The 7,900-nt window shown below is 42.1% G+C and carries 12 protein-coding genes; 1 reads left to right on the top strand and 11 read right to left on the bottom strand.

All coding sequences use genetic code 11. From position 1 onward, the window contains the following. A partial coding sequence (locus FC14_RS07880) for a zinc ribbon domain-containing protein (protein WP_156655773.1) occupies nt 1-366 on the top strand: 366 nt, incomplete at its 5' end. A gap of 101 nt (nt 367-467) precedes the next feature. On the opposite strand, the gene FC14_RS07875 is transcribed toward FC14_RS07880, so the two are convergent. From FC14_RS07875 to FC14_RS07825, 11 genes are all read right to left on the bottom strand, one after another. Further along, on the bottom strand, nt 468-1,733 hold the full coding sequence (locus tag FC14_RS07875) for a MucBP domain-containing protein (protein ID WP_056977211.1): 1,266 nt from the start codon (nt 1,731-1,733) through the stop codon (nt 468-470). 58 nt (nt 1,734-1,791) lie between these two features. Further along, entirely contained in the window at nt 1,792-2,133 is a 342-nt protein-coding gene (locus tag FC14_RS07870; RefSeq protein WP_235804524.1) for a hypothetical protein, read from the bottom strand. 517 nt (nt 2,134-2,650) lie between these two features. Then, nucleotides 2,651-3,379 carry an acyl-[acyl-carrier-protein] thioesterase gene (locus FC14_RS07865; protein WP_056977207.1) on the bottom strand — a complete coding sequence of 243 codons (729 nt, stop codon included), beginning with the start codon at nt 3,377-3,379 and terminating at the stop codon, nt 2,651-2,653. Between the two features lie 11 nt (nt 3,380-3,390). Next, on the bottom strand, nt 3,391-4,275 hold the full coding sequence (gene rsmI, locus FC14_RS07860; RefSeq protein ID WP_056977205.1) for a 16S rRNA (cytidine(1402)-2'-O)-methyltransferase: 885 nt from the start codon (nt 4,273-4,275) through the stop codon (nt 3,391-3,393). Further along, nucleotides 4,275-4,607 (bottom strand): DNA replication initiation control protein YabA, encoded by a 333-nt coding sequence (locus tag FC14_RS07855; protein ID WP_050611651.1) that lies wholly within the window; start codon nt 4,605-4,607, stop codon nt 4,275-4,277. The genes rsmI and FC14_RS07855 overlap by 1 nt, the downstream gene beginning before the upstream one ends. Nucleotides 4,608-4,618: 11 nt before the next feature. Continuing rightward, a complete protein-coding gene (gene holB, locus FC14_RS07850; RefSeq protein WP_056977203.1) occupies nt 4,619-5,614 on the bottom strand; it encodes a DNA polymerase III subunit delta' in 996 nt (331 codons plus the stop codon). A gap of 9 nt (nt 5,615-5,623) precedes the next feature. Next, entirely contained in the window at nt 5,624-5,953 is a 330-nt protein-coding gene (locus FC14_RS07845) for a cyclic-di-AMP receptor (RefSeq protein ID WP_050611653.1), read from the bottom strand. A 13-nt stretch (nt 5,954-5,966) separates the two neighbouring features. Beyond that, complete coding sequence (gene tmk / locus FC14_RS07840; RefSeq protein WP_056977201.1) at nt 5,967-6,611, bottom strand: dTMP kinase; 645 nt, start codon at nt 6,609-6,611, stop codon at nt 5,967-5,969. An 82-nt stretch (nt 6,612-6,693) separates the two neighbouring features. Further along, the gene (locus FC14_RS07835; protein ID WP_050611655.1) at nt 6,694-6,948 is read right to left on the bottom strand and encodes a YaaL family protein; all 255 of its coding nucleotides are present in this window, start codon (nt 6,946-6,948) and stop codon (nt 6,694-6,696) included. Nucleotide 6,949: 1 nt separating this feature from the next. Continuing rightward, nucleotides 6,950-7,549, bottom strand: coding sequence for a recombination mediator RecR (recR, locus tag FC14_RS07830; protein ID WP_056977199.1), 600 nt, complete (start codon nt 7,547-7,549; stop codon nt 6,950-6,952). A gap of 28 nt (nt 7,550-7,577) precedes the next feature. Beyond that, nucleotides 7,578-7,895, bottom strand: a complete 318-nt coding sequence (locus FC14_RS07825; protein WP_089144933.1) for a YbaB/EbfC family nucleoid-associated protein — start codon at nt 7,893-7,895, stop codon at nt 7,578-7,580. Between the last annotated feature and the right edge of the window lie 5 nt (nt 7,896-7,900).

Below are 7,900 nucleotides of genomic sequence, written 5' to 3'. Positions count from 1 at the left end.
AACACCTTATTTGTTTTAGAAGACTTAACAGGTGTTTCCTTTGAACGCACTGATTTGCCCAAAGCCTTACGTAATCAAAATAAATCCTGGGCGTTTTATCAATTAGCACAATTCTTAACCTACAAAGCACACTTAAATAACAGTGAAGTAATTGAAGTTTCAGCTCAATATACTTCGCAACGTTGTCCTAAATGCAGAACGATTAAAAAATCTAACCGGAATCACGACTTACATGAGTATTATTGCACTAATTGTGGTTATCGCTCTAATGATGACCGCTTAGGTGCAATGAATATCCAATTATTGGGTACGCAATATATTAGTGGGCAAGAACAACCTAAATTTGAATTAACAACTAACGCGTAAACGTGTTAGTTAAGTGGGTGCTGTCAACCACCCAATGATGTAGCCACGTATAGTGTGGAAGCAATTAATTGCGTTATGACCACTGACCGTAAGGTCGTGATCTACAAGCCTCTCACTTTAGTGAGGGGTAGTTGACTGTATGGTCCCTCATAGTAAGCTAGGAGAGAATCGGTTACCGCTTGGTTAATAGCTACCCGGTCACTGCTACTATCAGCTACCCGCCCGCCGTAAGTAATCACAAAGGACTTGTTAGTCTTAACATAATCTCCGATAAACTCGATTACATAGGCATTGGGGCTGGAGCTATTTTCAACAAGCTTGTAGTCCGTTCCGGCTACTAACTTCTTAGTGACTTCGTAACCCATACTGTCATGAATGTTAGCCTCATAAACTTCAATACTATCCTTATTGATTTTATATAAAGCGTTACCATCGTATTCGGGGTTGATAGCCTTGTATGAGGAACTTGGATCCCCAATTAGATTTCCTTCACGGTCATAGCCCAGCTTGGTAAACTCTGGGTCGATTCCTAAAACCGTATCCGGACTTAGGTAAACCACGGCTTCGTTTAAGTCGATCCCAGCCTTGTTAATCGTTGTAGCCCACTTAACATCCATGGATTTGTCTGGATTATCCTTTGATTCGTTAGCATACACAGACACTAAGGTTAATTGCGGACTAATTTGGGCCGCGTCAAAAGTAACGTGCAGTGGCCGTTCAACCGTTGTCCCATCTGGCATTTGCAACTGAATCATTTCATCGTTTTCAACTTCTTTGAAATGATTCCGGTCTACGAAAGTAGCAATGTTGATGCTACCGTTATAAATCTTGTTAGGGTCCATTTCCCCGGTAAAACGGGTGTAAATCTTGTGGTTAGTATAATCTAATACTAAGACCCCAATTTCATCGTTGCCGGAATAAAATGGTGTTTCTACCAACTTGGTGATGGAAGTGAATGCAGCTGGCATTTCAGAAACTAGGGTATCACCCTTGACTAAGCCTTTACCTGTCCAGTCGTAAGCATAGTCAATGTCTAAGCCCTGTGATTCTTTAACCACACTCTTATTAAAGTGGACGTTACTGATTGAAACCTTGTTAGTCGCTAATTGGTCAGTTGGGACAGCTGCCACCCTATCTAAGGCTTGTGTAGCCGCTTCAGTATTAGAAATCTTTTTAACTGTGTAAGTTACAGTAATTGGGTCCTTAGTATATGTACCCGTAGCATTTTCAATGCTCGTGCTACCGGCTAGAGCATAACCAGCTGGTAATTCAACGGCAGTGGTGTCATAGCTTTCACCAACGTTGCCTGTCAAAAATTTAGGCATCCCCACTTGGTTACCACTTTCATCAACATACTTAACAACCACTTTTCCTTCTTCAACTGGGGCTTCTTCTGAAGTAGCGGTAGCCGAAGAAGCGCTAGTGTCAGTTGCAACTTGAATCAGGTGTTGCTTCGCTAGCTGGCGCAGCAGTCGTCGTTTCGGCTACACTTGTTTCTTCTGAGCTGGCGGTTGCTGGGGTCGCAGTGCTATTTAAAGTAACCTCGTTTTTATCAGTTGCACTTGAACTCGCTGCACTAGTTGTGCTAGCTGAAGTGCTGTCTGGCGTAGTGGTTGTATCAGCACTGGCATTAGTGATGCCTGAAACCATTAACCCACCAAGCACAACACTGCCGATGATAAAGGAGGCCGCGCCGCCACCGTTTTTCTTTTTCCTAATCGCAAACTTTAAGTCCTTATTTGACTTATCCCTAAACATACTTTCCATCCCTTCTAAACCTAATAATAAATAACTCATCTAAATGATAATAAAATTATAAAAATAAGTGTAAAAAAAGACCCTATGTATCAGCTTGATTCAATTGCAATAGATGAGTAATAGGAGTTGCTTGGTCTTATTCACCTTATACGATTAAATTGTTACTAATGCATAGAGTAGTTACTACTCTTATTTAGAAAAATCCTAATTAGCCGTCACTTTTACCCTCATAAAAGCAGACAAGCTATATAACCTAACAACAGTTGTTATTATAACTAAGACAAGTCCAGACTGCAATAAAAATTGTCCAAAATCTATTCAACTTGTATTCTTTTACGTAAAATTTAAAAAATATCATTTTCCAAAACCTTCATTTATAAACACTTTATCTTAGGTAAAATAACTTGTATATACCTTGTATTTTTAATCAAAATATAATTTGAAAAAGAGACACTTTTTAGACTTTGACCCATTTTTATAAAAAAATCGGTCTATCTACTTAGATAAACCGATTATTACTTACTTATTAACGTAATTCCCATTCACATTGGGCTACGCAGGAGAGGTCTTGCCCGACCTTAATTTGATGGTAGCTAGTTAGGTCTGCTATTTCTACCTCACTGGTAGCTACCTGACCATAACGAACCTCTTGTTTATATTGAATGTTCATCTTTTTGAGCCGGTGACTAGTTAGGAAGTCAGCTCCCAAAACGTCTAGCATCCAGTCAAAGTAGTGAACGTTATTGACGTGGTGGTTACTGTCAATATCCATAAAGCGGACCCCATAATCATTGCTCGCAGTTGGCTGTTTAGGGGCCATAGGTAGGGGATTGCGCTCAATTTTCTTAGTGTATTCCGATTCAAACGGAGCTACTAATTCGGGTAAAATCCGTGTAATCTTGCGCTTGGCTTGATTCATTAAGACGAAGACCGTGTGCATCTTGGCTAACATTTCCCCATCAGCTGCCTCTACCCAAAAGTCCCGGTAACAAAAATACGGATTATAACTGGCTGCCTTGGTGCTTACCGTGACCACTTCATTAGTCTTGGGCAGTCGTTTAACTTCTAATAGGTGTTGGGTAATTACCCAGCCTAGACCTAAACCCAAGACTTTTTGGGTGGTAACCCCAACTGAGTCGCTGTGATCTTCTGAAGCTAGCATCATCATATCGACTAGCTTACCGATTCCCATTTCCCCGGTTACCTCGGTGTCGTAATAAACAACCCGGTGTTGTTCACTAAACTCTTGTGCCACTTAGTTCACCCCTAATTAATTTCATGGTAGTCGTTATAGACGACCTGTTTTTTTAAGTTATTGCGTTTAGCAACCTCTTTGATGGCGGCATTGGGCTTCAAACCAGTTGCCACCAATGCTTCTACCTGTGCCTTTAAACTTAAATTTGTGTCTTGTTCTACTTGCTCAGCTTGGTTAGGCGTCGAATTACCCGCAACAATTAAGACAAATTCCCCCCGAACTTCCTCGGTAGAACTAAAGTCATAAGCGGCTTGTAAATCCCCCCGTAAAAATTCCTCGTACTGCTTAGTTAACTCCCGGCATAAAACAACCTGACGATCTCCACCGAAGGCCTCGAGTAATGCCTTAAGGGTCTTTTTCAAGCGGTGCGGTGCTTCATAAAAAATCAAGGTATAGCGCTCATTAGCCAACGTCGCTAGTTCTGCCTTTAGGTCCTTGTTTTTACGGGGCAAGAACCCATAAAAGGTAAAGGGCTGGGGGGTAATTCCCGAAGCAATTAAGGCGGTCAAAGCGGCGTTTGGCCCGGGCAAGGGTACAACCGGAATTTGCTTTTCTATACAAGCTTTGACTAGTTCTTGGCCTGGATCACTAATTGACGGCATCCCCGCATCACTAACTTGAGCGAGATTTTGCCCTGCCAGTAGCTTATCTACCAACAACGGAATCCGCTCCATGGTGTTGTGTTCGTGAAAGCTGATTTGGGGCGTTTTAATCTCGAAATAATTTAATAATTTAGCCGTGTTACGGGTATCTTCAGCCGCAATTAAATCCACTTCTTGAAGGGTCGTTACCGCCCGGGGAGACATATCACCTAGGTTACCGATAGGTGTCGGTACTAGGTATAAGCGGCCACTAGTGGTTACCCCTTTAAAGCTACTTGTCCTTTCAATCAACATTAATGCCTTTCACCGTAAATCACATCTTGGCAAAAAATACATGGTTCATCATTAACCCGCCGTGAACCATACATATCATTGCAGACATGAAATCCTTCCTTGTAGAGTTTTTCTAAGTTTTGGCGTGATTTAGATAAGCCCGGTTCTTCTTTATGTTGGGGCAGTTCTATTTCTTGCAGGCGTTCGCGTAAGTGTTGATTTTCAATTTCTAATTCCGCATTTTTTTCCAAAACTTGAGTAAGTTCTTCCTTTATCTTACTTAACATCTCACTGACAGTGCGGGTTTGTTGTTCCATTTTTTCAAAACTGTCATAAATCTCACGTTTATCCACAAAATCACCCCTTATCGCTGATGATAACAATTACACAAATTCAAGGTTAATTCTTCTAAAATATTTTGAAAAGCAACATTAAGCGCCATTTCGGGCCAGGACTTTAACACCAATTCCATTGCCGCTACCAACTTAGTCGCGCTTAATGGCAGAATTTGTTGACTCAATTCTGTTTTGTACATGCTAAATGCCACTTCATCATCGCGCTGATAATGCAACAACATGGCATCCCTAACAATCAATACCAATAGCTGCAACAACACTTCTTGTTCGGCCCTAGTTTCAGCATAAGTCATTAACTTAGTTTGCACAAGTACAAATGCCTGTAAATCGTTTTTTAAGATGAGGCGGTACCATTCCCACACGCTCTGAATGACTTGGTTAAAGGCGTCATCCGCCGCTAATTGCTTAGCCAGCTTTAAGTCGCCCGTTAAGTGCGCGAGTAACTGTGCCTTGTCTGGCGGCAGTCCTTGTTCTACCAACTTGGCTGTCAGTTGTTTAACCGTCAACGACGACAGCTCTACTAACTGACAGCGGGAAATAATGGTGGGTAGAATTTGGTTTAGATGACTAGTCAGTAAGAAGGCTGTCACCTGACCACTAGGTTCTTCCAAGAACTTTAGTAAACTATTGGCAGCCCCAACCGTCATCTTATCGGCATCTTGGATAATAAAGATTTTTTGCTTACCTTCAACCCCACTTTTAGAAAACTCGGTCTTAAGATAGCGAATCTGTTCAACTTTTATCGACAAGCCCTCGGGAATAATCCGGACCACATCCGGGTGGTTATTTTCCGCAATCCGCCGACACTCTGGACACTTAAGACAGGGCTTGCCTGCCTCCTTTTGCTGGCAAAAAACCGCTTGGGCCACATACAAAGCCAGTTGCATCTTACCGACTCCGGCTGGCCCGGAAAATAAATAAGCATGCACTAGCTGTTGTTTAGCCACCAGCTTAGTAAAGTGCTCTACTAATTGGGTTTGCGTTTTTCTTACTTCTACTTCCATCTTCCGTCCTTAAAAATGATAAAAACTATCGACTGGTAAGACGAACACAGTCGCGCCCCCAACTTGCACCTCAATTGGGTAAGTATGGGTTGCTTCCATTGGCGAATCAAGGTTAATTGGTGGCGCCATGTATTGTTCCCGCTTTTGGGAAGATTCCTTGATAATCGCCAGTACCGTTTCAATCTTATCTTCTTCCACCCCGATTAAAAAGGTGGTATTCCCCGCTCGTAAAAAACCGCCGGTTGTCGAGAGTTTAGTTGCCCGAATGTCCGCTTCAACTAAAGCATTGCTTAACTTACTACTGTCTTTGTCTTGGACAATTGCAATAATTAATTTCATGTTGACCACCCCACTAATTGTTGGTTGCTAAAATTTTACTTTCAAAAACTTGCCAAACATCACTTTGAACCTGGGCTAACTCTTGGTTGGCATCAATCGCTACTAACCGGTGTGGCTCTTTAGCTACTAGTTTAAGGTAGGCTCTTCTGATGGCTTGATAAAATTCCAAGCGCTCCTTGTCCATCCGGTTAACCTCATCTAAGCGGTTATTGGCAATCCGCTTTAACCCTACTTCAGGGTCAATATCTAATACAAAGGTCAAATCTGCTTTTAATTCATCGGTCGCAAAGTTGTTAATTGCAAGTACAGGCTCAATTCCCACCTTGCGTCCCACTCCTTGGTAGACTAAAGAACTCTCAACATAGCGATCACATAATACAATTTTACCAGCTTTAAGCGCAGGTAACACGGTTTGAACCAAATGTTGCCTCCTAGCCGCAGCGTATAATAAGACCTCCGTTTTAGGGTCCATCCCTTCATATTCTTCGTCTAATAAGATATGCCGGATTGCCTCCGAAATTTTATTTCCACCTGGTTCACGAGTTACAAGGTAGCGGTTTTGGTAGCCTAACTGCTCTAATTTCTCTGTTAGCCCGTTAATAACGCTCGTCTTGCCCGAACCATCCGTTCCTTCAAATGTTACTAAAAAACCAGTCACTTTTTTCCACCACCGTCAAAGTTTTTATTAAAAAACAGCAAGCCGCAAAAAAAGTATCTTGCCTAAACTTGCTGCCAAATGGTTAATTATTAAATTCGTTGACCTTAATCATTGTTGCTTGGAGATGCCCCTTAATTCTGCGTAACCGCGCTTCCCTAAAGAGCAACTGGTATTTTGCCTTGGCCAACTTAGTCTCGGCTTCTAACTCATCATCAGCGTCATAAACTGATTTTTGCGTTAACTTAGCATTATCCCAGTCCACCTTTGCCTGCTCAACATCTGCTAACAGCAGGTCATCATAGGTTCTCCGCAACTTTTGCTTATTTCTGCCAAACATCTTAAATCTCCGTCCTACCTTCAATCGCTTTAAACAAGGTCATTTCGTCTGCGTACTCAATATCACTCCCAACGGCTAACCCGTGTGCTAGCCGGGTTGTCTTAAGTCCCGCTGGTTTTAATAGGCGGGAAATATACATCGCCGTTGCTTCTCCTTCTGGAGTTGCATTGGTAGCCAAGATAACTTCTTGAATAGCTTCGTTATCTTGGAGCCGTTTAACTAGGCTAGTAATATTTAAATCCTCCGGCCCTTTACCTTCGATTGGTGATAAGACCCCGTGTAAAACATGATATAAGCCATGATATTCCCGCATCTTTTCTAGTGACATTACATCTTTAGGTTGTTCGACAACAATCAGCTTACTTTGGTCCCGGGTCTTGTCAGCACAAATTACGCAGGGATCATTTTCAGTAATATTGCCACAAATGCTGCAATAATGCAGGTCCCGCTTAGCCGAAATTAAGGCCTTGGCAAAGTCAGTCACATCATCGGCCGGCATATCAATCGTGTAAAAGGCCATGCGCGTTGCTGACTTAGCACCAATTCCGGGCAATTTCATATAACTATCAATCAATTTGGCAATTGGTTCTGGGTATTGCATTCCACGCACTTCTTTCTAATTATTAATTTTAAAGGCCAGGGATATTGCGGGAGTACTTACCCATTGTCTTTTGCGTTTGGGTTTCAATTTGGTCCATGGCATCGTTAACCGCAGCGATAACCAAGTCTTGTAACATTTCAACGTCATCTGGATCAACTGCTTCTTCCTTGATGGCAATGTCGACCATCTTGCGGTCCCCAGTGAACTTAACCACTACCGCTTCATCAGGGGCTTGCCCTGTAAATTCTGTACTATGTAGTTCTTCTTGATCCTTTTGCATCTGCTTTTGTAGCTTTTGCATTTGTTTCACCATATTTTGCATATTTCCCATTCCACGCATCATAATTAAAT

The organism is Ligilactobacillus agilis DSM 20509 (genome assembly GCF_001436215.1).
Taxonomy (GTDB): Bacteria; Bacillota; Bacilli; order Lactobacillales; family Lactobacillaceae; genus Ligilactobacillus; species Ligilactobacillus agilis.
Note: the sequence above shows the minus strand (reverse complement) of the source record. Positions and strands in the feature narration are given on the sequence as shown.

What these genes read in the sequence shown, in the direction of transcription:
- FC14_RS07870 (WP_235804524.1), bottom strand. Translation starts at nt 2,133, where the DNA reads ATGGAAAGTATGTTTAGGGATAAGTCAAATAAGGACTTAAAGTTTGCG.
- rsmI (WP_056977205.1), bottom strand. Translation starts at nt 4,275, where the DNA reads ATGTTGATTGAAAGGACAAGTAGCTTTAAAGGGGTAACCACTAGTGGC.
- holB (WP_056977203.1), bottom strand. Translation starts at nt 5,614, where the DNA reads ATGGAAGTAGAAGTAAGAAAAACGCAAACCCAATTAGTAGAGCACTTT.
- FC14_RS07845 (WP_050611653.1), bottom strand. Translation starts at nt 5,953, where the DNA reads ATGAAATTAATTATTGCAATTGTCCAAGACAAAGACAGTAGTAAGTTA.
- FC14_RS07835 (WP_050611655.1), bottom strand. Translation starts at nt 6,948, where the DNA reads ATGTTTGGCAGAAATAAGCAAAAGTTGCGGAGAACCTATGATGACCTG.
- recR (WP_056977199.1), bottom strand. Translation starts at nt 7,549, where the DNA reads ATGCAATACCCAGAACCAATTGCCAAATTGATTGATAGTTATATGAAA.